Here is a 25,342-nt window from a genome sequence, read left to right as displayed (position 1 = left end):
GGATCGTGCCGAAGCCCCTGAGTCTCGCCTTCGATCCCATCGCCCGCGCCGACGAACTCTGGAAACAGCGGTGGGGCAACGTGCCCTCGATGGCCGCGATCACCTCGGTGATGCGCGCGCACCAGATCCTGCTGGGCGAGGTGGACGCGGTGGTCAAACCGTACGGGCTGACCTTCGCCCGGTACGAGGCGCTGGTGCTGCTCACCTTCTCCAAGGCGGGCGAGCTGCCGATGTCGAAGATCGGCGAGCGGCTGATGGTCCACCCGACCTCCGTCACCAACACCGTGGACCGGCTGGTCCGCTCCGGACTGGTGGAGAAGCGGCCCAACCCCAACGACGGCCGGGGCACCCTCGCCTCCATCACCGACAAGGGCCGCGAGGTGGTCGAGGCGGCCACCCGGGACCTGATGGCGATGGACTTCGGGCTGGGCGCCTACGACCCGGAGGAGTGCGCGGAGATCTTCGCGATGCTGCGCCCGCTGCGGTCCGCCGCCGGGGACTTCGAGGACTAGTCCGGTAGAGGACCAGTCCGGTAAGAGACGGCCCGCGCCCTCGCCACCCCCGCCCCCCGGGACGGGGGTGGCGTCCTTCCGGGGACGCGCGGAGCGCCGCGTTCCGGGCGCCCCGCGCGGGCCCGGACCCGCGCGAAGATCGGGCCCCCGCGGTGGTTACGCTCGGGCCATGAAACAAACCGTGCTGACGCGCTACCGGGTGATGGCGTACATCACCGCCATCTGGCTGCTGGTGTTCACCGTGGCCATCATCCTGAAGTACGGCTTCCAGACCGGCGACACCATGGTGATCTCGCAGATCCACGGTGTGCTGTTCATCATCTACGTGGTCTTCGCCTTCGACCTCGGCACCAAGGCGAAGTGGCCGTTCGGCAAGTTGCTGTGGGTGCTGCTGGTGGGCTGCATCCCGGTGGCGTCCTTCTTCGTGGAGCCGAAGATCAGCCGTGAGACGCGGGCGCTGGTCACGGACCGCGCCCCGGAGCCCGCCAAGGCGTGAGCGCCCTCGGATGACCCCCGCCGGGGCCCTTCGACGGGCTCCCGGCGGTTCACCGTCGACAGATACTAGGACGTCCTAGTAAATTCGAAGCATGGACGCTGACGCCATCCAGGAGGGCCGCCGCCGCTGGCAGGCCCGCTACGACGCCGCCCACAAGCGCGACGCCGACTTCACCACGCTCTCCGGCGACCCCGTGGAGCCCGTCTACGGCCCCCGGCCCGGTGACACCTACGAAGGCTTCGAGCGGATCGGCTGGCCCGGGGAGTACCCCTTCACCCGCGGGCTGTACCCGACCGGCTACCGGGGCCGCACCTGGACCATCCGCCAGTTCGCCGGCTTCGGCAACGCCGAGCAGACCAACGAGCGGTACAAGATGATCCTCGCGGCGGGCGGCGGCGGCCTCTCCGTCGCCTTCGACATGCCCACCCTCATGGGCCGCGACTCCGACGACGCCCGCTCCCTCGGCGAGGTCGGCCACTGCGGGGTCGCCGTCGACTCCGCCGCCGACATGGACGTCCTCTTCCGGGACATCCCCCTCGGGGACGTCACCACCTCCATGACGATCAGCGGGCCCGCCGTCCCCGCCTTCTGCATGTACCTGGTCGCCGCCGAACGCCAGGGGGTCGACCCGGGCGTCCTCAACGGCACCCTCCAGACCGACATCTTCAAGGAGTACATCGCCCAGAAGGAGTGGCTCTTCCCGCCCGAGCCCCATCTGCGGCTCATCGGCGACCTGATGGAGTACTGCGCGCGGCGCGTCCCCGCGTACAAGCCGCTCTCCGTCTCCGGCTACCACATCCGCGAGGCCGGTTCCACGGCCGCCCAGGAGCTGGCGTACACCCTGGCCGACGGCTTCGGGTACGTGGAACTGGGCCTCTCGCGCGGGCTCGACGTGGACACCTTCGCCCCCGGGCTGTCCTTCTTCTTCGACGCGCACCTGGACTTCTTCGAGGAGATCGCCAAGTTCCGGGCGGCCCGCCGGATCTGGGCCCGCTGGCTGCGCGACGTGTACGGCGCCCGCACCGCCAAGGCCCAGTGGCTGCGGTTCCACACCCAGACGGCGGGCGTGTCGCTCACCGCGCAGCAGCCGTACAACAACGTCGTCCGCACCGCCGTGGAGGCCCTCGCGGCGGTCCTCGGCGGCACCAACTCGCTGCACACCAACGCCCTGGACGAGACCCTCGCCCTCCCCTCCGAGCAGGCCGCCGAGATCGCGCTGCGCACCCAGCAGGTGCTGATGGAGGAGACCGGCGTCGCCAACGTCGCGGACCCGCTCGGCGGCTCCTGGTACGTCGAGCGGCTCACCGACCGGATCGAGGCCGACGCCGAGCGGATCTTCGAACGGATCCGGGAGCGCGGGGAGCGGGCCCACCCCGACGGACGGCACCCCGTCGGCCCGATCACCTCCGGCATCCTGCGCGGCATCGAGGACGGCTGGTTCACCGGGGAGATCGCCGAGTCCGCGTTCCGCTACCAGCGGTCCCTGGAGAAGGGCGAGAAGCGGGTCGTCGGCGTCAACGTCCACCACGGCTCCGTCACCGGGGACCTGGAGATCCTGCGGGTCGGCCACGAGGTGGAGCGCGAGCAGGTGCGCCTCCTCGCCGACCGCCGGGCGAAGCGGGACGGGGCCCGGGTGCGGGACGCGCTGACGGCGATGGTCGCCGCCGGACGGAGCGGCGACAACATGATCGAACCCATGCTGGACGCGGTGCGCGCCGAGGCCACGATGGGGGAGATCTGCGACGCGCTGCGCGCCGAGTGGGGCGTCTACACCGAGCCGCCCGGCTTCTGAGCGGCCCGGTGCCGGGTCCGCGCGCCCGCTCCCACGGGGGTGCGCGGCGCCGGCGGTCGGCCGGGGCGACCGGGGCTGACACGGGTCGGCGGGCGGGGCTGACACGGGTCGGGCGGGCCGGGGCGGCCGGGTCGGCGCGGGCCGGGCGGGCCGGGGCTGGTGGGGCTGATGGGGTCAGCCCCCCACCGCTTTTCGTCGTGCCGCGCCCAGGGGGGAGAATGAGCGCATGCAGCCACGGAACATGTCCATGAGCGGGGTCGTCGACCTGGGCGCGGTGAAGGCCGCCCAGGAAGCCAAGACGAAGGCGGAGCAGGCCCGGGCCGAAGCGGCCCGGCAGGGCGGTGCCGGGGCCGTCGGCCCGTCCGCCCTGGTGATCGACGTCGACGAGGCCGGTTTCGAGAGCGAGGTGCTCCAGCGGTCCACCGAGGTGCCCGTCGTCATCGACTTCTGGGCCGAGTGGTGCGAGCCGTGCAAGCAGCTCGGCCCGCTCCTCGAACGGCTGGCGGTCGAGTACAACGGCCGGTTCCTCCTCGCCAAGATCGACGTCGACGCCAACCAGATGCTGATGCAGCAGTTCGGGATCCAGGGCATCCCGGCGGTCTTCGCCGTGGTGGCCGGGCAGGCGCTGCCCCTGTTCCAGGGCGCGGCCCCGGAGGCGCAGATCCGTCAGACGCTGGACCAGCTGGTCCAGGTCGCGGAGCAGCGCTTCGGGCTGACGGGTCTGAACGTCGACCCGGACGCTGCCACGGCCCCCGCCGACGGCCCCGCCGCCGTCCCGGCCGGACCGTACGACGCGCTCCTCGAAGCCGCCGCGCGGGCCCTGGACTCGGGTGACCTCGGCGGCGCGGTGCAGGCGTACAAGAACGTGCTGGTGGAGGACCCGGCCCACCCGGAGGCCAAGCTGGGGCTCGCCCAGGCCGAGCTGCTCCAGCGGGTGCAGGGCGCCGACCCGCAGACCGTCCGCCGGGAGGCCGCGGACCGTCCGGCCGATTCGGCCGCGCAGATCGCGGCGGCCGATCTGGACCTGGTCGGAGGACACGTCGAGGACGCCTTCGGGCGGCTCGTCGACGCGGTGCGCCGGACGGCGGGCGACGACCGCGAGGCGGTGCGGCTGCGGCTGCTGGAGCTGTTCGAGGTCGTCGGCGCCGACGACCCCCGGGTGGCCGCCGCGCGCAAGGCGCTGGCCCGCGCCCTGTTCTAGCCGTCACCTCTTCTCCGCTCCCGCCGTCTTCGTCGTCCCTCGCGTCCCCTTCGGGGTGGTGCCGTCGGGTGCGGGTCCGTTCGGGCAGGGGTCCGACTGGCCGTTCTTCGAAAGGCAGTTCGCACAATCGGTGATCTTCACTGAATCTTGACAAGTCCGGCCACGGTCACCCCGCGTGAGACGTGGCCGGACTTCTGTCATGGTTCGCCCTCGATGGCCGTGTGCGCGCCCCGGGGGTGGCGACCCTCCGTCGTGGAACCGTGCCACCGGCTCGCGGAACGGCCGACTTTCGATTACCTGTGGGTAACGACGCCCCTTGTGCGGGCCGCCCCGATCCACCACGATCGGTCACGCTCGGTCATCCCCCACCGCCCGGCGGCCAGCCCGGGACCGTGACCCTGGGACCCCCGGCCGGGCGGCCGGTGTCCGACCGGTCGGGGCAGACGGTCCTCGCGGCTCGACGGAGTCCGTCCGGCGGAGTCCGTCCGGTGCCCGTGCCGTCGTGGGGCGCGGCCGTGACCGACGCCCGGGACGACCCTGGGCGCCCCGGCGCGGACGGCCTCCTTCCGGTGCGCGCCGCGTCCGCCTTCCCCGTCCGGCTCGTCGCGTCCCCGCGCGTCCGCGCGGACGGCGCGGCCGGGCCCGGCGGACGTGCGTCCGGAAGGGCGGGCGGTACCACGAGGAGGAGAGCGATGGAGTCCGTGGCGCGTGGCGGTACCCGATGGAAGCGGTTCGCCGTGGTCATGGTGCCGGGTGTCGCGGCGTCCGCCGCGATGGGCGTAGCCGTCTCGCAGGGCGCCCTCGCGGCCTCGTTCAGCGTGTCGGGCCAGAAGTTCAAGATGTCCGCCGTCCGGGTCGACGGCACCGGGGTGGTCCAGTACGGCGCGGTCGGCGGCGGGGTGACGGGACGGCACCCCGTGACCGTCATCGGCATGGAGGACGCCCTGATCACCGATCTGTGCCAGTCCGTCGTCGTCCCCGTGGGGATGTTCGGCGACCTCTCGCTGAAGCTCACGGCGGGACGGCCGGGCGGCCCCCGGGTCGAGGCGAACCGGCTCTACGTCGACACCGAGGAGTTCCGGGCCAACGCCACCTACCGGAAGGTCGACATCGGGGTCTCCGTGGACGGCACCACCAAGGGGCCCGGCCCGGCGCCGGGGGACCGCTACGAGCCGGGCTCCTTCGCCCAGCAGGCCGAGTCGGTGGTGTTCACCGACGTCGAGCAGCGGGCCCTGGCCACCAGCGCGGGCACCCTCAAGCTCCCGGGGATGACGATGTCGGTGCACCGGGGCAAGGACGAGTGCTACTAGACGGGTTCCGCCGCCGTTCCCGTCCGCCGTTCCGCCGTTCCGCCGTTCCGCCGTTCCGCCGTTCCGCTGTTCCGTCGTTCCTTCCGTCCGCTGTTCCTTCCTTCCGTCGTCGCATCCGTCCGCCGTCCCGGTACGCGGTCCCGGTCCGTGGTTCCGGTCCGCCGTTCCCGTCCGTCGTTCTCCGAGGAGTCGTACGCCCATGACCGTCCACGCGCACGGAGGGGCGGGCGACCGCCCGGCCGGACGGACCCACGGCTGGCGCCGGTCGTTCTGGCGGTGGCGGGGCGAACGTCCCTTCTGGGCCGGGACGCTGACCCTGCTCGGGGGACTGCCGATCATGTACTTCCCGTACGCCAACCTCACGTTCGGCACGGTGACGATCCGGATGGCGACCACCGCGGGCGCCGGTTCGCTGATCATCGGGGTGCTGCTGGTCGTCCTCGGGCTGACCATGTGGTTCCAACGGCACTCGCGGGTCTTCGCCGGGATCGCGGCCATCCTGCTGGCACTGGTCTCCCTGGTCGTCGCCAACTTCGGCGGTTTCGGCGCGGGATACGCGCTGGCGCTGGTCGGCGGGGCGATGGCCCTGGCGTGGGCCCCCGGCCGTCCCGCCCCGGACCCGCTGGCGACGGCCGCCGGGGGACACCGTGCGGGCTGAGGGGGCGTCCGGCGCTCCGGGCGTTCCCGATGCCCCGGGTGTCCCGGGTGCCTCCGGTGCTTCCGGTTCCTCGGGTGCTTCCGGTGCTCGTGGTGCCGTCCCCTTCCGGGCGCGGACCGGGCCCCGGCACGCCGCCCCCAGGAAACCGTTGCTGACCCGGTTGCACCTGCCCGCCGGGAAGGCGTTCGCCCTCGCCACCATGCCCGCCGCCGTCCTCATGGGCATGGGGCTGACCCCGATCCTCGCCCAGGGCCGTCCCCTCCTGCCGGAGCACCCCTTCCTGGAGGGGCCGCCCTGCGCTCCGGCGGGGGAGGGGGTTCCGGACGGCGCGAACGGCCCCGGTGGCTCCAACCGTTCGGGTGGCTCCAACGGCTCGGGTGGTCCGGGTGCGGAGGGCGGGGCGACGGACCGTGGTCGCTGGAGGGTGCAGGAACGATCCGCCGCCCCGGCGGCCCGGGACGGCCGGGCAGGAGCGGGACGCGTCGCCGTGCCCCGGCCCGTCGCGTCCCCGACGGCTCCCGTCCGCCCCCGGCGCCCCCCGGGCGTCCTCGACCCGATGGCGTCCCGGAACGGGGACCGCGACCCGGTCGATCCACTGGCCGCCCCCTCGGACCGGCTGGCCCCCTCGGACCCGCTGGAGTCCCTGGACCGGCTGGCCCCCTTGGACCCGCTGGAGTCCCTGGACCGGCTGGACCCCCTGGACGATCCCCTGGGCGTCGGTGACGCCGTCCGGGACCTGCTCTCCCCGCTCCGCCCCGGGCGCCCCTCACCCACCCCTGGCCCCACCTCCACCACGGGACCGACCTCCCGCCCCGGACCCGCCCCCACCCCGGACCCGGTCCGGCCCCGTCCCACCGGAGAGCCGGGCGACGGCGGTCGGCCGGGTGGCGACCCCGACCGGCCGGGCGGCGCTCCGGCCCCGGCCCGGGACCCGGGCGGCGACGGGAACAGCGACGGCGCCGGCGACGGCGACAGGGACGGGACCGGGCGCGGGAACGGTGGGCGGGCCGATCGTCCGCGTGCCTCCGCCCCGTCCCCGGACGGCCGGGCGCCCGACCCCTGCGAGGACGACGGCAACGGCGGGAACGACGGGAACGGCGGGAACGGCGACGACGGGCGGCGGACGGCGGACGACGGCGCCGTGGAGCCGGTCCCCGAGGTCCCGGAGCGGCCCTGGCTGCTGGAGGCCAGCTCCCTGGTGCTGCGCGGGCTGGACTACCACGGGGTGGTGGCGCTCAGGACCCCCGACGGCCGCGTCAAACGGGCGCTGAAGTTCACCGTGGACGGCGGGGCGGACATCGGTGACCTGCGCTTGAGCGTGGACGCCCCCGACGGCCTGACGTACCGGGTCCGGGCGGCCCCGGGGTCCACGTCGACCCTGCGCGGCGGACGGGTGACCATGTACACCGAGCGGCTGGAGGGACGGCTCCCCGGGGCGGCGCCGGTGGTCTTCGACCCGGAGCGGCCGCCTCCGTCGGACCTCCCGGTGGCCTCCTTCACCCGGGTCCGGCTGGTGCAGGCCGGGCAGTTCGGCGGCGATCTGACCGTGCCGGGGCTGCGGCAGTCCGTCACCGGCTGAGGGCGGACGCGCGGCGGGAACGCCGGAAGGGGCGCCCCGGGAACGGGGCGCCCCTTCCGAGGCGTTCGGGCGGCGCGGGCCCTCGACGTCAGGGCGCGGCGCGGTCCGGGAGCGTCAGTCGCGCTCGCCGTTGCCCAGGTGGTGGACGCGCACCATGTTGGTGGTGCCGGGGACGCCGGGGGGCGAACCGGCGGTGATGACGACGGTGTCGCCGTCCTGGAACCGCTTCAGCCGCACGACCTCGGTGTCGACCAGGCCGACCATCTCGTCGGTGGTGTTCACGTGCGGGACGATGGAGGCGTCCACGCCCCAGCTCAGCGTCAGCTGGTTGCGGGTGCCCTCGTCGGTGGTGAAGGCGACGATCGGCTGCGCGGCCCGGTAGCGGGAGAGGCGGCGGGCGGTGTCACCGGACTGGGTGAAGGCGACCAGGCCCTTGGCGCCCAGGAAGTCCGCGATCTCGCAGGCGGCACGTGCCACCGAGCCGCCCTGGGTGCGCGGCTTCTTGCCGGGCACCAGCGGCTGGAGGCCCTTGGAGAGCAGCTCGCCCTCGGCCGCGACGACGATCTTCGACATCGTCTTCACGGTTTCGATCGGATAGGCGCCGACCGAGGACTCGGCGGAGAGCATGACCGCGTCCGCGCCGTCCAGGATCGCGTTGGCGACGTCGGACGCCTCGGCGCGGGTGGGGCGGGAGTTGGTGATCATCGATTCCATCATCTGGGTCGCCACGACCACCGGTTTGGCGTTGCGGCGGCACAGCTCGATGAGGCGCTTCTGGACCAGCGGGACCTTCTCCAGCGGGTACTCGACGGCCAGGTCGCCACGGGCGACCATGACCCCGTCGAACGCCGCCACGACGGCCTCCATGTTGGCGACCGCCTGCGGCTTCTCCACCTTGGCGATGACCGGGACGCGCCGCCCCTCCTCGTCCATGACCTTGTGCACGTCGTCGACGTCGGCGGCGTCGCGGACGAAGGACAGGGCGACCAGGTCGCAGCCCATCCGCAGGGCGAAGCGCAGGTCGTCGACGTCCTTCTCGGACAGGGCCGGGACGTTCACCGCCGCGCCGGGCAGGTTGATGCCCTTGTGGTCGGAGATCACCCCGCCCTCGACGACGATGGTGCGCACCTCGGGGCCCTCGATCCCGGTGACCCGCAGCTCGACGTTGCCGTCGTTGATCAGGATCGGGTCGCCGACCGAGCAGTCCCCGGGCAGGCCCTTGTAGGTGGTGCCGCAGATGGTCCGGTCGCCCGGCACGTCCTCGGTGGTGATGGTGAACTCGTCACCGCGGACCAGCTCCACGGGGCCCTCGGCGAAGGTCTCCAGCCGGATCTTCGGCCCCTGGAGGTCGGCGAGGACGCCGACGGGACGGCCGGTCGCGTGCGCCGCCTCCCGGAGGCGGTCGTACCGGGCCCGGTGCTCCTCGTGGCTGCCGTGGCTCATGTTGAAACGGGCCACGTTCATCCCGGCCTCGATGAGCGTCTTCAGTTGCTCGAACGAGTCGACGGCGGGACCCAGGGTACAGACGATCTTGGAACGGCGCATGGGGCTCATCCTATCGGTTTGTTTCAATGCGGAATTTTCCGCCTGGTGGAAGCTACAAATGGGCGGACCTCCGCTCAGGCGTGCCCTGGACGGATGCCTTCCCCGGACGTCCGCCCCGGACGCCGTGGACGCCGGGATGCGCCCGGACGGCGGCCGGACCGGACGGGCGGCGTCCGGGCCGGCGTCCGGGCCGGACGGGCGGAGCGGCCGGGCGGCGGCGGGCCGGACGGGCGCGGGCCGGAAGTCCGGGGCCCCGCCCGCCGCCGCCCCGGTTCAGCCCCGGACCAGCGCGTAGGTCTGCGTGGCGATCTCCAGTTCCTCGTCCGTCGGCACCACGGCGACCGCCACCCGGGACCCCTCGGGCGAGATCAGCCGGGGCCGGTCGCCGCGCACGGCGTTCAGCTCCCCGTCCACCGACAGGCCCAGCTCCCCGAGGCCCTCCACCGCCGCCGCCCGCACCGGCGCCGCGTTCTCGCCGACCCCGGCGGTGAACACCACCGCGTCCACCCGGCCCAGCACCGCGTAGTAGGCGCCGATGTACTTCTTCAGTCGGTGCGTGTAGACGTCGAACGCCAGCGCCGCCGCCGCGTCGCCCTCGTCGATCCGCCGCCGGATCTCCCGCATGTCGTTGTCGCCGCAGAGGCCGACCAGCCCGCTGCGCTTGTTCAGCAGCTCGTCGACCTCGTCGGTGTCCATGCCCGCGACCCGCTTCAGATGGAAGACCACCGCCGGGTCCACGTCCCCCGACCGGGTGCCCATCACCAGGCCCTCCAGCGGGGTCAGCCCCATGGAGGTGTCCACGCACACCCCGCCGCGCACCGCCGACGCCGAGGCGCCGTTGCCCAGGTGCAGCACGATCACGTTGACCTCGGACGGGTCCTTGCCCAGCAGCGCGGCCGTCCGCCGGGACACGTACGCGTGCGAGGTGCCGTGGAAGCCGTAGCGACGGATGCGATGGGCGTCGGCGGTCGCCACGTCGATGGCGTAGCGGGCCGCCGCCTCCGGCATCGTGGTGTGGAACGCCGTGTCGAACACCGCGACCTGCGGCAGATCGGGCCGCAGCTCACGGGCGGTGCGGATGCCGGTGAGGTTGGCCGGGTTGTGCAGCGGCGCCACCGGGATCAGCCGCTCGATCTCCGCGACCACCGCCTCGTCGACGACGGTCGGCTCGGTGAAGTGGCGACCGCCGTGCACCACCCGGTGCCCGATCGCCGCCAGCTCCGGCGAGTCCAGCCCCAGCCCGTCGGCCGCCAGCTCCGCCGCCACCGCCTTCAGCGCCGCCGCGTGGTCGGCGAAGGGTTCCACCCGTTCCCGGGTGACGGCCGCCCCGCCGGTGAGCGGGGTGTGCGCGAGCCGGGAGGTCCGCTCCCCGATCCGCTCCACCAGCCCGGAGGCCAGCCGCGAGCTGTCCCGCATGTCGAGGAGCTGGTACTTCACCGACGACGAGCCGGAGTTGAGGACGAGGACGCGGTGCGGAGCGACGGGAGCGGGAACGGTCACGGATCGGACGCCTTCTGGTGCGGGGACGGGGACGGGGGAGGGGACGGGGACGGGGACGGGAGCGGAGGAGGTCACGGGGCGGGCGCGGGGACGGGGGCGGCGGCCGGAGCCTGGGCCTGGATCGCGGTGATGGCCACCGTGTTGACGATGTCCTGGACCAGCGCGCCGCGCGACAGGTCGTTCACCGGCTTGCGCAGCCCCTGGAGGACCGGGCCCACCGCGATCGCCCCGGCCGAGCGCTGCACGGCCTTGTAGGTGTTGTTGCCGGTGTTGAGGTCGGGGAAGACCAGCACGCTCGCCTGGCCCGCCACCGGGGAGTCCGGCAGCTTGGTCGCCGCCACCGAGGGCTCGACGGCCGCGTCGTACTGGATCGGCCCCTCGATCCGCAGGTCGGGACGGCGCTCGCGGACCAGTCCGGTGGCCTCGCGGACCTTGTCCACGTCGGCGCCCGAACCGGAGGTGCCCGTCGAGTAGGACAGCATCGCGATCCTCGGGTCCACCCCGAACTGCGCGGCGGTCGCCGCCGACTGGATGGCGATGTCCGCGAGCTGCTCGGCGTCCGGGTCCGGGTTGACCGCGCAGTCCCCGTAGACGAGGACCTCGTCGGCCAGGCACATGAAGAACACCGAGGACACGATCTTCGCCCCCGGACTGGTCTTGATGATCTCGAACGCGGGCCGGATCGTCGCCGCCGTCGAGTGCACCGAACCGGACACCATGCCGTCCGCCAGGCCCTCCTGGACCATCAGCGTGCCGAAGTAGTTCACGTCCGTGACCACGTCGTACGCCAGCTCCAGGCTCACCCCGCGATGCGCCCGCAGCTCCGCGTAACGGGCCGCGAACCGGTCCCGCAGCTCGGAGGTCTGGGGGTCGACGAGGTCCGCGTCCGCGAGGTTCACGCCCAGGTCGGCGGCCTTCTTGCGGATGGTCTCCACATCGCCCAGCAGGGTGAGGTCGCAGACCCCGCGCCGCAGCAGCACGTCCGCCGCCCGCAGCACCCGCTCCTCGGTGCCCTCCGGCAGCACCACCCGCCGCCGGTCGGCGCGCGCCCGCTCCAGCAGCTTGTGCTCGAACATCATCGGGGTCACCCGGGTGCTGCTCGGGGCCGACACCCGGCCGCTCAGCTCCTCGGTGTCCACGTACCGCTCGAAGAGGCCGAGCGCGGTCTCCGCCTTGCGCGGGGTGGCCGCGTTCAGCTTGCCCTCCAGCCCGGACAGCTCGGCCGCGGTGGGGAAGCTGTTGCCCGGGACGGAGATCACCGGGGTGCCGGGGGCGAGCCGGGCGGCCAGGGTGAGGATCTGCTCCGGCGGGCGCTCCCCGAGGGTGAGCAGCACGCCCGCGATCGGGGGCGTGCCGGAACTGTGCGCGGCGAGCGAGCCGACGACCAGGTCCGCGCGGTCCCCGGGGGTGACGACGAGACAGCCCGGGGTCAGGGCGGGCAGGAAGTTCGGCAGCATGGCACCGCCGATGACGAAGTCGAGGGCGTCCCGGGCCAGCCCCGAGTCATCGCCCAGCAGAACCGTTCCGCCGAGCGCGGCGGTCACCTGTGCCACGGTCGGCGCCGACAGCGCGGGCTCGTCCGGCAGCACCCAGCACGGCACCGGCAGCCGGGCGGCCAGCCGCTCCTGGACTACCTCGCGGTCCCCGGGCTCGACCCGGTTCACCACCAGGGCCAGCACGTCGCAGCCGAGCGCCTGGTACGCGCGGTACGCGTTGCGGGCCTCGGCGCGCACCGACTCGGCGCTCTGGCCCCGGCCGCCGACCACCGGCAGCACCGACGCCCCGAACTCGTTGGCCAGCCGGGCGTTCAGCGCCAGCTCGTCCGGCAGCTGGGTGGCGGCGAAGTCGGTGCCGAGCACCAGCACGACCTCGTACTCCGAGGCCACCCGGTGGAACCGCGTCACCAGCCGGGACACCAGCTCGTCGGTGCCCTGCTCGGCCTGGATCGTGGACGCCTCGTGGTAGTCCATGCCGTACGCGGTCGCCGGGTCCTGGGTGAGCCGGTAGCGGGCGCGCAGCAGGTCGTACAGCCGGTCCGGCCCGTCGTGGACGAGCGGACGGAAGACGCCCACCCGGTCGACCTGACGGGTCAGGAGCTCCATCACTCCCAGCTCGACGACCTGGCGGCCGTCACCCCGGTCGATCCCGGTCACGTACACGCTGCGCGTCACGCGCGTCCTCCGTTCGGTCGCCGCGCCAGCTTTCGCATGCGTCCGACTCGTGATCGTTCGGGCGCGGTCGGTATATGGTTCTTATTCCCCTCTTGACAATACCTGTGCGTGTCGATAAGACGCCCTCCGGAGTCCCCCCTTCCCTTCCACCGGGCGGACCGACCGCGTGACGGCCGGGCGGACCGCCGTGCCACCGTGCCCCGGTGATCCCGATATCACGAGCGTGGTCCGGACCAATGTGGTGGGAGTGCCCACGGGAAGGGCACCCCGTATGCCACCGTGGAAGAATCAGGGCGGGCACACACCGGACCCCAGCAGCGAGCAGGAGACAGAGCACGATGCGCATCGGAGTACTCACGGCGGGCGGCGACTGCCCCGGTCTGAACGCGGTGATCCGTTCGGTCGTGCACCGGGCCGTCACCCACCACGGCGACGAGGTCATCGGCTTCGAGGACGGCTACGCGGGACTCCTCGACGGGCGCTACCGCCCCCTCGACCTCAACGCGGTGAGCGGCATCCTCGCCCGTGGCGGCACCATCCTCGGCTCCTCCCGGCTGGAGCGCGACCGCTTCCGCGCGGCCTGCGAGAACATCCGGTCGCTCGCCACCGAGATCGGCTTCGACGTCCTCATCCCGATCGGCGGCGAGGGCACCCTGACCGCCGCCCGGATGCTCGCCGACGCGGGCCTGCCGGTGGTCGGCGTCCCCAAGACCATCGACAACGACATCTCCTCCACCGACCGCACCTTCGGCTTCGACACCGCCGTCGGCGTCGCCACCGAGGCGATGGACCGGCTGAAGACCACCGCCGAGTCACACCAACGGGTGATGGTGGTCGAGGTCATGGGACGGCACGCCGGATGGATCGCCCTGGAGTCCGGGATGGCCGCCGGGGCCCACGGCATCTGTCTGCCGGAGCGCCCCTTCGACCCCTCCGACCTGGTCGCGATGGTCGAGGACCGCTTCGCCCGGGGCAAGAAGTTCGCCGTGATCTGCGTGGCCGAGGGCGCCCACCCCGTCGAGGGCACCATGGACTACCAGAAGGGCGAGATCGACCAGTTCGGGCACGAGCGGTTCCAGGGCATCGGCACCGCCCTCGCCTTCGAGCTCCAGCGCCGCCTCGGCAAGGAGGCCAAGCCGGTCATCCTCGGCCACGTCCAGCGCGGCGGCACGCCCACCGCGTACGACAGGGTGCTCGCCACCCGCTTCGGCTGGCACGCGGTCGAGGCCGCGCACCGGGGCGAGTCCGGCAAGATGACCGCGCTGCGCGGCACGGACGTCGTGATGGTCCCGCTGGCCGACGCGGTCACCGAACTCAAGACGGTCCCCAAGGACCGGATGGACGAGGCCGAGTCGGTCTTCTAGCCCGGCCTCCGTACGACCTCGTTCCGTACGACCCCGTTCCCTGCGGCTCCGTTCCGTACGGGCACGCCTTCCGTACGGCCCCGGAAAGCACCACGCCACGGCCCCGTCGCCCCGCCCGGAGCGACGGGGCCGTGGCGTACCCGTCGGACGGGGCGGGGAGGCGGGTGTTTCCCGTGCGGGAGTGTCACATCCCGGAGTCCGCCGGTGTCTTCATGCCGTACGAGCGCACGAGCCCCAGACACAGGGAGACACCATGGCACTCCGGGTACCCAAGGCGGAACTGACCGGCGAGCTGGGCGAGCGGCTGGCCGAGCGGCTCGGCGTCGTCCCCGAGCCGGTGGAGGTGATGCTCCACCACCCCGCCGTGACCGAGTCGGTCGTCGGCTTCGGTGGCGCGGTGGGCGAGTGGGACTCCGTCGACGAGAGCCTCAAGTCCTTCGCGCACATGGCCGTCGCCTCGCAGCTCGGCTGCGGCTTCTGCCTGGACTTCGGCTACTTCCAGGCCCGGAACAAGGACCTCGACCTGACCAAGGCGAGCCAGGTGCCGCGCTGGCGGGAAGCGGAGGCGTTCACCCCGCTGGAGCGGGACGTGATGGAGTACGCCGAGGCCATGACCGACACGCCCGCCGACCGTCACCGGACCGGACCGGTGACAGTCGGCGGCGTACGTCCTCACGGGGACGTACCGTCCCCCTCGGCGAGCCGGACGCCATCGCCCGACGGGTTCCCGAGTCCGAGGAAGAAGTCCCGGACGTCCCCCGCGAACGCCTCCGGCACCTCCATCGCGGCGAAGTGGCCGCCGCGTTCGAACTCCGACCAGTGCCGGACGTCGTACAGCCGCTCGGCCAGCGGCCGTACCGACCGGGTGATGTCGTGCGCGAAGACCGCCACGCCGACCGGTACCGGGCAGGACGCCGGCCTCCGTACGGCGTCGTGGTGCAGCCGCGCGGAGGAGGCGGCGGTGGCGGTCAGCCAGTACAGCGAGACGTCGGTGAGGATCCGCTCGTCGTCGACCGGCGAACGGGGATCGGTCCACTGGGCGAACCGCTCGGCGATCCAGGCGAGTTGGCCGACCGGAGAGTCGGTCAGGGCGTAGCCGATGGTCTGCGGGGTGAGCGCCTGGAGCGCCTGGTACGGCGGACGGTTCGCCATCAGCGCCCTGATCCCGTCGAGCCGTTCCCCGTCGGACGCGGACAGTTCGACGTCCACGCCCGGGACCGGCGGGGTCGGCAGGTAGTTGACGTGCACCCCGACGACCCGGTCGGGCGCCACCGTGCCGAGCGCCAGGGAGACGCCCGAGCCGAAGTCGCCGCCCTGGGCGCCGTAGCGCTCGTAGCCGAGGCGGCGCATCAGCTCGGCCCAGGCCCGGGCGATCCGGACGAGGTCCCAGCCGCGCTCGTGGGTCGGTCCGGAGAACCCGTACCCGGGGAGGGAGGGGATCACCAGGTGGAAGTCGCGGGACAGCGGCTCGATCACCTCCAGGAACTCCAGGAAGGAACCGGGCCAGCCGTGGGTGAGGACCAGCGGGAGGGCGTCCGGCCTGGCGGACCGGACGTGGACGAAGTGGATGTCCTGGCCGTCGATCCGGGTGCGGAAGTGGGGGAGCCGGTTCAACCCGGCCTCGTGCGCGCGCCAGTCGTACCCGGTGCGCCAGTGCTCGGCCAGCTCCTTGAGCCTGGCCAGCGGGAAGCCGTAGTCCCATCCGGCGTCGGCGACCTCGTTGGGCCAGCGGGTCCGGGCGAGACGGTCGGCGAGGTCGTCGAGATCGGCTTGGGGAACGGCGACGCGGAACGGTTCGATCACGGTCTTCACTCCAGGGGACGAATGATTGGCGCGGCAAACGTTTGTGTGGCCAACGGTATACCGGAATCGTAGGTGCGCCAAACGATTAGTTAGACTCGCCCCATGGAGAACCCGCCCGGGACGTCGCCCGAGGAACCGTCCACCCGCTGGAAGGGCAGCTGGGAGGCCCTGCCGGGCTGGCTGCTCGCCCGCACCGCCGCGCACGCCCACCGCCTGCTCACCGAGGGGTTCGCGACCGTCGGCGCCCGTGGCTACCACTACCGGCTGCTGGCGACGCTGGAGGAGTCCGGCCCGGCCAGCCAGGCCGTACTGAGCCGCCGCAGCGGCATCCACGTCAGCGACGTCGTCGCGGCGCTCAACGAACTGGCCGCCGACGGACTGATCGAACGCGCCCCCGACCCGTCCGACCGCCGGCGCAACGTCGTCTCCCTGACCCCGGCGGGCGAACGACGCCTACGACGGCTGGCGGAGTCGCTGACGGAGTCCCAGGAGACGCTGATGGCACCGCTGTCACCGGAGGAACGCCGGGAACTGACCGGGCTGCTGTCCAGACTGCTGGACCACCACGACGGGCGGACGGGGACCGAAGCCTGAACGGTGGCGCGCGCCGTATCCCCCAGCCCCCGCCCTGGCTCGGGAGTGCGGGCCCGGACCTCTGAGGTCAGAGTGACCGCTTGACGACGGCGTCCAGGCGCTGCTGGAAGACCTTCGCCGCGTCCGGAGTGAGCGTGAGCAGCGCCACCATGCTGGACAGCATCACGTCGCACAGCTCGTCCCGCACGTCCTCCCAGGTGTGGGTCCGGCCCTTGCGCGGGTTGGCGTTGGCGGCGCCCATCGCGGCCCGCGCGACCTCGCCGACCTCCTCCTGGACCTTGAGCAGGCGAAGGAGCCGGGCCTGCTCGGGCGTGGCGTTGTCCTTCGCGTCCAGCCAGTCCTTGAGCCTGCCGACCGCCGTCCACGTCTCCTCGCCAACGTTGTTGTCGGTCATGCGGGATCTCTCCTCAGGTCGTGGTGCGGGTACGGAACCCGGCCGGGCGCACCCAGCGGTCCGTTCGCTGTTCGTGGGGGCCCGGAAGCCGCTCGCGTTCGGGGCGGACGGGTGGATCCGGGCGGTCAGGTGACGCGGACCGCCACGGTGCCGATGGCGGCGGCGATCAGCAGGGCGAAGGTCGCGGCCACCACGAGGGTCAGCCGGGGGCGTCGGCGGTGCGGGGTCCGCCGTGCCCCGCGTCCGGGGCGTCCCTCCGTGTCGACCCGGACGCCGAGCCCGGGCCCGGACGGTTCGACGCCCCTCGGGTCGGGGACGGCCGGGGCGGGACCGGACCGGGCGGGCACGGCGGTGGGCGGCGGCTGGGTCCGGTAGGGCCGGACGACCGGCTCGGGCAGGGGGACGACCGGTGTGTGCCGGGCCAGGACGTGCTGGCGGGCCCGCTGTTCCACGGCGGTCAGACAGCCCTCGCACAGGTACACCGGAGCGTGGTGGCCCGCCCATCGTGCGGGCCCCACCCAGGTGACGAGGAGCGACCGGTCGCACCTCCAGCACTCGCCGGTGAGCCACTCGACCAGGACCGTCGTCACCGTCACCTCCCGGCCCGCGTCTCGTCCCGGCACGCGCACGGGCACGCGGCGGGACGCTCGTCCAGGCGGACGTCGACGGCGAAGTGGCCGTCGCGTACGGCCAGTCGCCCGGGCGACCATCCCGCGCACGCGTGCGCGGGATGGTCGAGGATCTTCGCGGCGAAGCACGGCCCGCAGGGCACGGCGCGGACCGGTCGGCGCTCCCCGTGGAAGACCCCGGGCGGGACGACCGCGCGCCGACGGCCCGTGAGCCGCAGACGGGCTCGTTCCCACCAGGGGACCGGGTCCGGCGTCACCGGCCGGACTCCTCGGCTTCGCGCAACCGGTCCAGTCCCCGGGCGACCAGGGCCCGCAGGGAGTCCACCGGGCAGTCGCGCCGCACCACGGGCCCGGCCCAGAACGCCCGGCTCTCCGGCGCCCGGGCCGCCGGGGACAGGAAGAGGTCGAGGCGGGGGACACCGAGGTAACACCCGTCGCCCAGGTGCTCGACCTGGGGCGTCCGGCCCTCGGACGGCCAGCTCCCGCACCCGGTCAGCGCGTAGACCTGCCGCGCGTACCGGTCCAGGAAGACCGGGCCTCCCTCCAGCGCGCGGTGCAGCAGGGCCGAGGCCCGGCGGTCGTCGGCGGCCGACACCGCGACGCGCACCAGGTCGCACGGCACCCGGACCGCGTCGAAGACCCGTCCGCAGGAGAGCAGCGCCACATCGCGCGTGGTCCACTCCGCGTAGCCGGTCAGCGGGTCGTCGGCGGCGCTCAGCAGCCACCGCGCGATCGCGTCCACGCTCTGACCCGACCTCAGCACGGGGCTCATCGGCAGCCCTCCGGGTGCTCGGCCGTGTACGCGGCGACGCCGTCATCGGTGTAACCGAGCGCGCGGGCGCGGACCTCGGGGGCGCGGTCGGGCTCCACGCCCCACTCCACCCGTCCCGTCGCGGGGTCGTCGCCGGGGGCCGGGTGGGTGGAGTGCGGGTGCGGGTGCGGGTGGCGCACCCGTACCCGGGAGAACCCTCCGACCGCCCTGTCCTCGACCTCCAAGGCGTACAGCACCGACGCCAGGAGCCCCCTCGGGACCTGTACGTATCCGCACACCCGTGTGCCGCCGAGCGGCACCGCCAGCCCGCTCCACGGGACTTGCGGGTGACCGGCGTGGGTCCGTTCGAGGGCCATGCCGACGGCCCCGTCGAGCAGGCCCGGATCGTCCAGCCGGGCGGCGAGCTTCGCGCGCTCCTCGTCGAGGGCCCGGCGGAGTCGGTCGTCCAGCGGCGGGCGGCTCACGCGGGCTCTCCGACCGTGACGCTGGTGGACTCGGCGAGGGCGGCGAGGGCCCGCAGGACCAGGGCCAGCCGACGGTCACCGAGACGCCGCAGCCCGCCCAGCGGCAGGGGCGTGCGCAGGGCGATCGCCAGGACGAGGGCGAGGAACGCGGCGTCCTGGGCGGGCAGCCGCTCCAGCAGCGTCGACCGGCGGCCGACCCGCTCCCAGTCGCAGCCCACCTCGCCGTCCCGCGTCACGACGAGCGCGGCGCGGACCGCCTCCCGGCGGACGAGATCCCCGTCCGCGACGAGCGCCGCCACCGCCACCCGGTCCGCCAGACTCTCCCGCCGCGCCCACTCGGTCAGGGCCACGGCGGTCTTCGACGCGGCGCCGCTCCCGTTCCTCTCGGTCAGGGGCCCGGGGGCTTGCTGCAGTTCAGTGTTCAAGGTGTTGTCCTCATGCCTGTTGGGGGTGAGGTGAGCAGCCCGGTCCGGACGGCAACGGCAGCCGGAGCAAGCGGAAGCGGAGGGTGCGACCGCACCCCCGGACCCTCCGTAATCAGGCAACTACAAATCCAAGGGCCCGGCTTTCACGGTTTGTGAAAGCCGGGCCCCGTGACCCCAACACCACTGGTTGGCTTAGTACTTGACGCCCGCCCAGTGGGCATAGCCGAGCAGACTCTCCGGTGCGGACTGCCTGCTCGCCCGGACCAGACCGGCAACCACCTCGTGAACCTGGGGGTTGTACCTGGCGACCTCGGGGGACTGCTTGCGGGCCCTCTGGAGGGCTTCCAGCGCGCCGGCGCCGTTCCCCACCCACATTTCGCTCCGCGCCACCGTGACCGAGAGGCGGGCCCGCCTCGACGCGGGCCACGACGGGGGTGGCGCCACCGTCCTGGCCCGCTTGACGGCCTTGCCCGCCTGGCCGGCGTCCGTGAGGACCCCGACCTCGTGCACCGCGACGTTCGTGGGTCCCCACCCCATCCAGAAGACGTCAGGCTGCTCGCCCGTGCGCGCGGCGATCCGCCCCGCGTCCTTGAGCAGCGCCAGGGCCGTGTCCACGGCTCCGGCCCTGGCGTGGAGAAGCGCGGACCCCAGGAGCAGTTGGCCGCGTACGGGTGCGGTCCACGCGGCTTCGTCCGCACCGTCGAGCGCCTTCATCCCGGCCTCGGTCATCCGCAGCCCGGTCGCGTAGTCACCGGCCTTCATGTGGATCAGCGACCTCTGGTACTGGCGCATGCCCCGCAGGGGAGCCGCCTCCAGGTCGTGGGCCCGCTGAGCGGCCCAGTCGACCCGGTCGAGGGCGATCCGGGCCAGGTTGTGGAACCCGAACCGGATGCCGACGTCATAGGCGCCCCGGTACACCTGGCTCAGCAGCCCCCACAGCCGCTGGTCCGTGCGGAACAGGGCGGCCGCCCGGATCTCCTCGGCCAGCGGGGCGATGCGCTTCGCCATCGTGGAGAAGCCGCCCTCGTCGTGCAGCTTGCCCAGGGCCCGGACGTCTGAGGCCAAGTCCTCGTAGCGGCGGGGTCTGATGTCCTCGTCGGGGTCGAGGTCGTACCAGTCGAGCGCCGTGGTGACGGGCTCCAGCAGTCGGTCGATCCGGTCCTCCCGCAGCTTGTCCCGGTAGGGCTGGCCGTAGAGGTCCTGAGGGTCGACGGACAGGGCCCTGGCGCACGCGGCCACGAAGACCGGCGTCGCCAAACGCTTTCCCGAAGCGACCTTGGTGTAAAGCGAATACGAGACGCCCGCCTTGTCGGCAAGTCCACGCTGCGTCAGGTGACTTGCCTTGCGGAGCTGTTCGATGCGTGCACCAGTACCGATGTCCGTGGACGAAGACATGCCGGACTTCCTCCCGCTTAGTGGCCCCCATCGCAAGGTACCCCCACTTCACGGCATGTGGTATGGAGGGCCACGCCTCCCTGATTCCGCGCGCACAGCCTCGTGACACCGGCTGCACCCGCGACGACCTGCGGAAACTGATCGCGAGGGCGCGGAAGTCCCTCGTTCCGGCTTTCACATTTTGTGAAAGCCCCGGTTGCCCCGCCCGTAGCTCCTCGTCCCGTTGGCTCCTGCCCCAGCACCACGAGGGCCGACGGACCGGCGTGGGTCTTGGCGACCCCCGCAGGCGGGGAGTACGTGGGGTGCCAGGCCGTCCGGCTCCTGGTGCGATCTGCCGCGCTCCAGGCCATCGAACACTTCCGCAACCGAGGCATGTGCCTTGCCCAACTCGCCAGGTCGTCCTCTCCGACCGCCATTACGATCGCACGGCGGGCGCTGCCCTGGTCCCTGCGGCTCATCAAGGGCGGACAGTCGTCCACCCGCACCTGTCGACAACTCGCGGTCGCCCGGAACGACCTCGACGGGTGCAAGGTCAGCACATCGCTACGAGAGACGTTCGACCTGCTCACCCATCACATCGCCTGACCGAGGAGGCATCCCGCATGCCCGGACGCACCACACCCGCCCTTAGCTTCGCGCGCCTCACCGGCCAGACCGCGCCTGAGGTCATCACCGAACTCACGGAGGTCTACGCCCAGGTCTATGACGTGCCCCCGTACATCGGAGACCCGTTCTTCTCGATCGAGACGTTCGGGTCCCGTCTCACGGCCGCGTTCGGGATGGAGGGGTTCGAACTCGTCACGGCGCGCCTCTCGGACGGCACCCTGGCCGGGTACGTCCACGGCGTCACCCTGACCACGGACCGCCCCTGGTGGGTGTCCCTCCACGACGTCACCCCCGACAAGGCGAGGAAGGCCGCCGAGGAGGGGGATGTCTTCTGGCTCCGGGAGCTCATGGTCCTCGCGGAACACACTGGCCAGGGCATCGGCCGAGCCCTCCACGACCAGATGGTCAAAGGCCGTACCGAGTCCTGGACCACCCTCACCTGCATCACCGACAACCAGCCAGCACGCGACGCCTACCCGCGCTGGGGGTACGAGGTCCTGCCCCGGACGATCAAGCACGCCGAGGAGTCACCGGTCTACGACCCGATGCTCCTTCGCCCCGGGTCCTCTCCTCGCTGACGCGGAGCGAGCGGCCGGACCCGGTAGCTCCATGACGGGTGCGCGTGCTCCGGAGCAGCTATGCCGCTCTCGTGTCTCGGCAGGGGCCACCCCCGCACGCGCGGGGAGCACCGAGTTGATCACGATGTAGTCACGGTGGAGGGGGGACCACCCCCGCACGCGCGGGGAGCACCAGCGCGAGCTCTGGCTCGAAATGCAGCCGGGCGGACCACCCCCGCACGCGCGGGGAGCACGGTGCTGAAGGTGACAGCGGGAGGCAGTTCGCGGGACCACCCCCGCACGCGCGGGGAGCACGTGCCCCTCGTGAACGCCGCCGCCTACGGAGCGGGACCACCCCCGCACGCGCGGGGAGCACTCGCGCATGGAACCGCGCGAGGCCCTGACCGCGGGACCACCCCCGCACGCGCGGGGAGCACGACTCCAGCCCGCGCAGTCGGCTCTCGTGGTCGGGACCACCCCCGCACGCGCGGGGAGCACGCGAAGGACCGGTTCATCGCGGGATTCACCGCGGGACCACCCCCGCACGCGCGGGGAGCACATACTTGAACCCTCCCCCGCACTCGCATCGCGAGGACCACCCCCGCACGCGCGGGGAGCACACAGCTCAGACCGAGGAAGTCAGCGTCGACGAGGGACCACCCCCGCACGCGCGGGGAGCACTCCATGGGCCCCCGGTCCACGTGGCGCCGGGGGGGACCACCCCCGCACGCGCGGGGAGCACATCCCGGCAAAGGTCCTCAAGATGGCCGCGAAGGGACCACCCCCGCACGCGCGGGGAGCACCCGATCGAAACCAACCGCGCGACGACCTGCCTGGGACCACCCCCGCACGCGCGGGGAGCACTAGTCGCTCGTGCCGTCGAGCCTCGGCCAGCCGGGACCACCCCCGCACGCGCGGGGAGCACCGCGCCATGGTCATGGACCCGGCCGTGCGGGTGGGACCACCCCCGCACGCGCGGGGAGCACCGCGCCATGGTCATGGACCCGGCCGTGCGGGTGGGACCACCCCCGCACGCGCGGGGAGCACCGGTCAACCGCATCCCGTAGCGATGCCCCGCTGGGACCACCCCCGCACGCGCGGGGAGCACATCTCGGTGATCGTGCGCAGACGGGGCGTCGGGGGACCACCCCCGCACGCGCGGGGAGCACCTCGACAAGGCGCTCACCGGTTCCAGCACCGAGGGACCACCCCCGCACGCGCGGGGAGCACGCGGTCATCGACCGCATGATCGTCGTCTCCCCGGGACCACCCCCGCACGCGCGGGGAGCACCCGGACGGCGCGCAGGCCAGAGCGCCGAACCAGGGACCACCCCCGCACGCGCGGGGAGCACGTCGACGACCAGCTTATGTACGTACAGGGCGCGGGACCACCCCCGCACGCGCGGGGAGCACACCTACGATTTCAATGTCGCATGCTCTGTGGCGGGACCACCCCCGCACGCGCGGGGAGCACTCTTCCTGACCAGCGGTTTTATCTCGCCGTTCCCCGGTTTTTGGCAAGAACTCGAAACTCCGGCATTTCGCCCATCCGTCCCGCCTCGCCCCCGGCGATGCCTAGGACGCCACGTGCCGATCAGTCAGCCGTTCCACCCTATCCCCGTCCCCGTCCCCGTCCCCGAACCGTTTCCGTGGCCATCGGCGGACTGGTGGACCCGTGGGGACCGGTAGACCGGCCAACCTCCAGATCACCCACCGCGCTCCCTTCCCCGAAGCCCCCAAGGCCCCCAACCCGAAGAGCCCCGGACGTCGACCAGCGGACGTCCGGGGCCCAAGAGCCCGCGCGGGGAGGAGAAGGTGCGGAAGGAACGGGGGAGGCGGGGCCGTCAGCCCAGGGTCCGGGACCGGTCCCGCGCCCCGGTCCGAGCCCGGTCCAGGGCCCGGACCCGCGCCCTGTCCCGGGTCCACGCCCGGGCCAGGGTCACGCCGAGACGGACTTCTTGCCGTCCTCGTGCGTGGTGGGGGCGGTCCGGGGGGACGGCACGTCGTCGTCCTCGTCCCCGCCGGACGGCGCTCCGTGGGAGTCGTCCAGCAGCGTCCGCTCGTCGAACGGGATCTCGCCCGCGAGCACCTTGCCGACCCGCTCGCGGTCGACCTCCTTGGTCCACACGCCGATGAGCAGCGTGGCCACCGCGTTGCCCGCGAAGTTCGTGAGGGCGCGGGCCTCGCTCATGAAGCGGTCGATGCCGATGATCAGGCCGACGCCGTCGACCAGCTCGGGCTTGTGCGACTGGAGTCCGCTCGCGAGGACCGCGATGCCGGAGCCGGAGACCCCCGCCGCGCCCTTCGAGGCGATCATCATGAACAGCAGCAGTCCGATCTGCTGGCCGATGCCCATCGGCTCGCCCATCGCGTCGGCGATGAACAGCGAGGCCATCGTCAGGTAGATCATCGTGCCGTCGAGGTTGAACGAGTACCCGGTCGGGACGGTGATGCCGACGACCGGACGGCTCACCCCGAGGTGCTCCATCTTGGCGATGAGGCGGGGCAGCGCCGACTCGGACGACGAGGTGGAGAGGATCAGCAGGAACTCGCGGCCCAGGTAGCGGAAGAGGTGCCAGACGTTGACGCCCGCGACCACCCGGGTCAGCAGACCCAGCACCAGCACCACGAACAGCGCGCAGGTGACGTAGAAGCCGAACATGATCGTGGCGAGCGCCTTCAGGGCGTCCATGCCGGTCTCGCCGATGACGGCGGCGATCGCGCCGAACGCGCCGACCGGGGCCGCCCACATGATCATCGCGAGCACGCGGAACACCAGCCGCTGGATGTGCTCGATGCCGCGCAGCACCGGCTCCCCGCTGCGGCCCATGGCCTGGAGCGCGAAGCCGACGAGCAGCGCGACCAGCAGGGTCTGGAGGACCTCGCCCGCGGTGAACGCGGACACCATGGTGGCCGGGATGATCCCGAGGACGAAGTCCACCAGGCCCTTGCCCGCGTTCTCGGCGGCGGTGTGGCCGACCTCCTTGTCGGAGTCGGTCAGGTCCATCCCGGTGCCCGGGTCCAGCATGTTGCCGACGAGCAGGCCGATCGCCAGCGCGGCGACGGACATGACCATGAAGTAGGCGAGGGCGAGGCCGCCCACCTTGCCGATCTTCGCGGCCTTGCGGACCGAGCCCACGCCGAGCACGATCGTGCAGAAGATGATCGGCGAGATCATCATCTTGATCAGCGCGACGAACCCGGTGCCGAGGGGCTTCAGCTCCTTGGCGACGTCGGGGACGGCGAAGCCCACGGCGATGCCGAGGACCACCGCCACGATGACGGCGATGTACAGGTAGTGGGTGCGGTCCCGTCTGGCGGGCGGCGCGGCGGGCGCGGTGGCGGGGGTGTCGGTCACGGGGGTGCCTTCCTCGGCGACAACGGCGGCTTCGTCGATGGGCGCGGGGCTCTGCGGGAGGCCCGCGCGGGCCGGGAGGTACGTGGGGGATACCTCGCGGCCGACGCGCAGTGCGTGCGGCTCACGTCCTGGGCGGCGGAATCCCGGTGAATATCTCCTAGCCATGTGAGGGCGGTCACGCTTGCGTTCATTGAGTTCACATCGCCGCGACCCGGTC

The 25,342-nt window shown here is 72.8% G+C and carries 22 protein-coding genes, 2 pseudogenes and 1 CRISPR repeat array; of the genes and pseudogenes, 12 read left to right on the top strand and 12 right to left on the bottom strand.

Going from position 1 to position 25,342, the window contains the following annotated elements; genetic code table 11:
* The first annotated feature begins 5 nt into the window (after nucleotides 1–5).
* The 7 genes and pseudogenes from ACVWNX_RS09140 (at nucleotide 6) to ACVWNX_RS09110 (ending at nucleotide 7,548) form a co-directional block, all read left to right on the top strand.
* Nucleotides 6–512 carry a MarR family winged helix-turn-helix transcriptional regulator gene (locus tag ACVWNX_RS09140; protein WP_454413391.1) on the top strand — a complete coding sequence of 169 codons (507 nt, stop codon included), beginning with the start codon at nucleotides 6–8 and terminating at the stop codon, nucleotides 510–512.
* Nucleotides 513–681: 169 nt separating this feature from the next.
* Entirely contained in the window at nucleotides 682–1,008 is a 327-nt protein-coding gene (locus ACVWNX_RS09135; protein ID WP_454413390.1) for a DUF3817 domain-containing protein, read from the top strand.
* Between the two features lie 91 nt (nucleotides 1,009–1,099).
* The gene (locus ACVWNX_RS09130) at nucleotides 1,100–2,800 is read left to right on the top strand and encodes an acyl-CoA mutase large subunit family protein (RefSeq protein ID WP_454413389.1); all 1,701 of its coding nucleotides are present in this window, start codon (nucleotides 1,100–1,102) and stop codon (nucleotides 2,798–2,800) included.
* Between the two features lie 226 nt (nucleotides 2,801–3,026).
* Nucleotides 3,027–4,001 (top strand): tetratricopeptide repeat protein, encoded by a 975-nt coding sequence (locus ACVWNX_RS09125; protein WP_454413388.1) that lies wholly within the window; start codon nucleotides 3,027–3,029, stop codon nucleotides 3,999–4,001.
* A 692-nt stretch (nucleotides 4,002–4,693) separates the two neighbouring features.
* The gene (locus ACVWNX_RS09120) at nucleotides 4,694–5,311 is read left to right on the top strand and encodes a DUF6230 family protein (protein ID WP_454413387.1); all 618 of its coding nucleotides are present in this window, start codon (nucleotides 4,694–4,696) and stop codon (nucleotides 5,309–5,311) included.
* Nucleotides 5,312–5,510: 199 nt separating this feature from the next.
* Nucleotides 5,511–5,922 (top strand): annotated as a pseudogene (locus ACVWNX_RS09115) (DUF6114 domain-containing protein); the annotation flags it as partial.
* 195 nt (nucleotides 5,923–6,117) lie between these two features.
* Entirely contained in the window at nucleotides 6,118–7,548 is a 1,431-nt protein-coding gene (locus ACVWNX_RS09110; protein ID WP_454413386.1) for a hypothetical protein, read from the top strand.
* Between the two features lie 114 nt (nucleotides 7,549–7,662).
* On the opposite strand, the gene pyk is transcribed toward ACVWNX_RS09110, so the two are convergent.
* The 3 genes from pyk to pta all read right to left on the bottom strand — a co-directional run bounded on the left by pyk (nucleotide 7,663) and on the right by pta (nucleotide 12,764).
* Nucleotides 7,663–9,093, bottom strand: coding sequence for a pyruvate kinase (gene pyk / locus ACVWNX_RS09105; RefSeq protein WP_454413385.1), 1,431 nt, complete (start codon nucleotides 9,091–9,093; stop codon nucleotides 7,663–7,665).
* A 273-nt stretch (nucleotides 9,094–9,366) separates the two neighbouring features.
* Nucleotides 9,367–10,593, bottom strand: a complete 1,227-nt coding sequence (locus ACVWNX_RS09100) for an acetate kinase (protein ID WP_454413384.1) — start codon at nucleotides 10,591–10,593, stop codon at nucleotides 9,367–9,369.
* 71 nt (nucleotides 10,594–10,664) lie between these two features.
* Nucleotides 10,665–12,764: a phosphate acetyltransferase gene (pta, locus tag ACVWNX_RS09095; RefSeq protein ID WP_454413383.1), complete on the bottom strand. Its 2,100-nt coding sequence runs from the start codon at nucleotides 12,762–12,764 to the stop codon at nucleotides 10,665–10,667.
* Between the two features lie 338 nt (nucleotides 12,765–13,102).
* On the opposite strand from pta, the gene ACVWNX_RS09090 reads away from it, so the two are divergent.
* Both ACVWNX_RS09090 and ACVWNX_RS09085 read left to right on the top strand, forming a co-directional pair.
* Nucleotides 13,103–14,128 carry a 6-phosphofructokinase gene (locus tag ACVWNX_RS09090; protein WP_454413382.1) on the top strand — a complete coding sequence of 342 codons (1,026 nt, stop codon included), beginning with the start codon at nucleotides 13,103–13,105 and terminating at the stop codon, nucleotides 14,126–14,128.
* A 253-nt stretch (nucleotides 14,129–14,381) separates the two neighbouring features.
* Nucleotides 14,382–14,753 (top strand): annotated as a pseudogene (locus ACVWNX_RS09085) (carboxymuconolactone decarboxylase family protein); the annotation flags it as partial.
* Between the two features lie 47 nt (nucleotides 14,754–14,800).
* On the opposite strand, the gene ACVWNX_RS09080 reads toward ACVWNX_RS09085, so the two are convergent.
* Nucleotides 14,801–15,931 (bottom strand): epoxide hydrolase family protein, encoded by a 1,131-nt coding sequence (locus ACVWNX_RS09080; protein ID WP_454413381.1) that lies wholly within the window; start codon nucleotides 15,929–15,931, stop codon nucleotides 14,801–14,803.
* 102 nt (nucleotides 15,932–16,033) lie between these two features.
* On the opposite strand from ACVWNX_RS09080, the gene ACVWNX_RS09075 reads away from it, so the two are divergent.
* On the top strand, nucleotides 16,034–16,525 hold the full coding sequence (locus tag ACVWNX_RS09075; protein ID WP_454413379.1) for a MarR family winged helix-turn-helix transcriptional regulator: 492 nt from the start codon (nucleotides 16,034–16,036) through the stop codon (nucleotides 16,523–16,525).
* Between the two features lie 67 nt (nucleotides 16,526–16,592).
* Here the strand turns inward: ACVWNX_RS09075 and ACVWNX_RS09070 are convergent, their stop codons facing one another.
* From ACVWNX_RS09070 to ACVWNX_RS09040, 7 genes are all read right to left on the bottom strand, one after another.
* The gene (locus tag ACVWNX_RS09070; RefSeq protein ID WP_454413378.1) at nucleotides 16,593–16,919 is read right to left on the bottom strand and encodes a MazG-like family protein; all 327 of its coding nucleotides are present in this window, start codon (nucleotides 16,917–16,919) and stop codon (nucleotides 16,593–16,595) included.
* A 125-nt stretch (nucleotides 16,920–17,044) separates the two neighbouring features.
* Nucleotides 17,045–17,509 (bottom strand): hypothetical protein, encoded by a 465-nt coding sequence (locus ACVWNX_RS09065; protein WP_454413377.1) that lies wholly within the window; start codon nucleotides 17,507–17,509, stop codon nucleotides 17,045–17,047.
* Between the two features lie 2 nt (nucleotides 17,510–17,511).
* Complete coding sequence (locus ACVWNX_RS09060; RefSeq protein WP_454413376.1) at nucleotides 17,512–17,805, bottom strand: hypothetical protein; 294 nt, start codon at nucleotides 17,803–17,805, stop codon at nucleotides 17,512–17,514.
* A complete protein-coding gene (locus ACVWNX_RS09055; RefSeq protein WP_454413375.1) occupies nucleotides 17,802–18,320 on the bottom strand; it encodes a hypothetical protein in 519 nt (172 codons plus the stop codon). The genes ACVWNX_RS09060 and ACVWNX_RS09055 overlap by 4 nt, the downstream gene beginning before the upstream one ends.
* Nucleotides 18,317–18,784, bottom strand: coding sequence for a DUF6302 family protein (locus tag ACVWNX_RS09050; RefSeq protein ID WP_454413374.1), 468 nt, complete (start codon nucleotides 18,782–18,784; stop codon nucleotides 18,317–18,319). Before ACVWNX_RS09050 ends, ACVWNX_RS09055 begins: the two co-directional genes overlap by 4 nt.
* A complete protein-coding gene (locus tag ACVWNX_RS09045; protein ID WP_454413373.1) occupies nucleotides 18,781–19,209 on the bottom strand; it encodes a hypothetical protein in 429 nt (142 codons plus the stop codon). The genes ACVWNX_RS09050 and ACVWNX_RS09045 overlap by 4 nt, the downstream gene beginning before the upstream one ends.
* A 192-nt stretch (nucleotides 19,210–19,401) precedes the next feature.
* Nucleotides 19,402–20,604 (bottom strand): helix-turn-helix domain-containing protein, encoded by a 1,203-nt coding sequence (locus ACVWNX_RS09040; protein WP_454413372.1) that lies wholly within the window; start codon nucleotides 20,602–20,604, stop codon nucleotides 19,402–19,404.
* Between the two features lie 270 nt (nucleotides 20,605–20,874).
* Between ACVWNX_RS09040 and ACVWNX_RS09035 the strand changes: the two genes are divergently transcribed.
* Both ACVWNX_RS09035 and ACVWNX_RS09030 read left to right on the top strand, forming a co-directional pair.
* On the top strand, nucleotides 20,875–21,189 hold the full coding sequence (locus ACVWNX_RS09035) for a hypothetical protein (RefSeq protein WP_454413371.1): 315 nt from the start codon (nucleotides 20,875–20,877) through the stop codon (nucleotides 21,187–21,189).
* 17 nt (nucleotides 21,190–21,206) lie between these two features.
* Entirely contained in the window at nucleotides 21,207–21,788 is a 582-nt protein-coding gene (locus ACVWNX_RS09030) for a GNAT family N-acetyltransferase (RefSeq protein WP_454413370.1), read from the top strand.
* An 82-nt stretch (nucleotides 21,789–21,870) separates the two neighbouring features.
* A CRISPR array of direct repeats spans nucleotides 21,871–23,241; the repeat unit is 29 nt; unit sequence GGGACCACCCCCGCACGCGCGGGGAGCAC.
* A gap of 465 nt (nucleotides 23,242–23,706) precedes the next feature.
* On the opposite strand, the gene ACVWNX_RS09025 is transcribed toward ACVWNX_RS09030, so the two are convergent.
* A complete protein-coding gene (locus ACVWNX_RS09025; protein WP_454413369.1) occupies nucleotides 23,707–25,125 on the bottom strand; it encodes a cation:dicarboxylate symporter family transporter in 1,419 nt (472 codons plus the stop codon).
* Nucleotides 25,126–25,342 lie beyond the last annotated feature (217 nt).

The organism is Streptomyces sp. JNUCC 64, from assembly GCF_054484115.1.
Note: the sequence above shows the minus strand (reverse complement) of the source record. Positions and strands in the feature narration are given on the sequence as shown.